This is a genomic window from Citrobacter sp. TBCS-14, assembly GCF_005280805.1.
Lineage (GTDB): Bacteria > Pseudomonadota > Gammaproteobacteria > Enterobacterales > Enterobacteriaceae > Citrobacter > Citrobacter gillenii.
Genome location: NZ_SZWM01000227.1, coordinates 1 through 202, shown reverse-complemented (window position 1 = coordinate 202; position 202 = coordinate 1). Strand labels below are relative to the sequence as shown.

The 202-nt window shown below is 61.9% G+C and carries 1 pseudogene; it reads left to right on the top strand.

The features are described 5' to 3' along the window. Positions 1-202, top strand: a pseudogene (locus FDX22_RS12230) (hypothetical protein); the annotation flags it as partial.

The following is a 202-nucleotide window of genomic DNA, read 5'->3' as shown; positions in this document are numbered from 1 at the left end:
ATACCCGCGTGCTGCACGAGCAGCGGCTGGAAGCGGTCGCGCAAATCAAAGAAGCGGAAAGTGCAGTTGCGGCGGCACGGGCGTTGCTGGAACAACGGCAAAGTGAAATGCGCGCCGCGCAGTCGGTGGTAAAACAGCGCGAGGCGGAACTGCAGTCGGTCTCTAAACGTCACGTGCGCTCCCGTTCACTGTCCCAACGTGG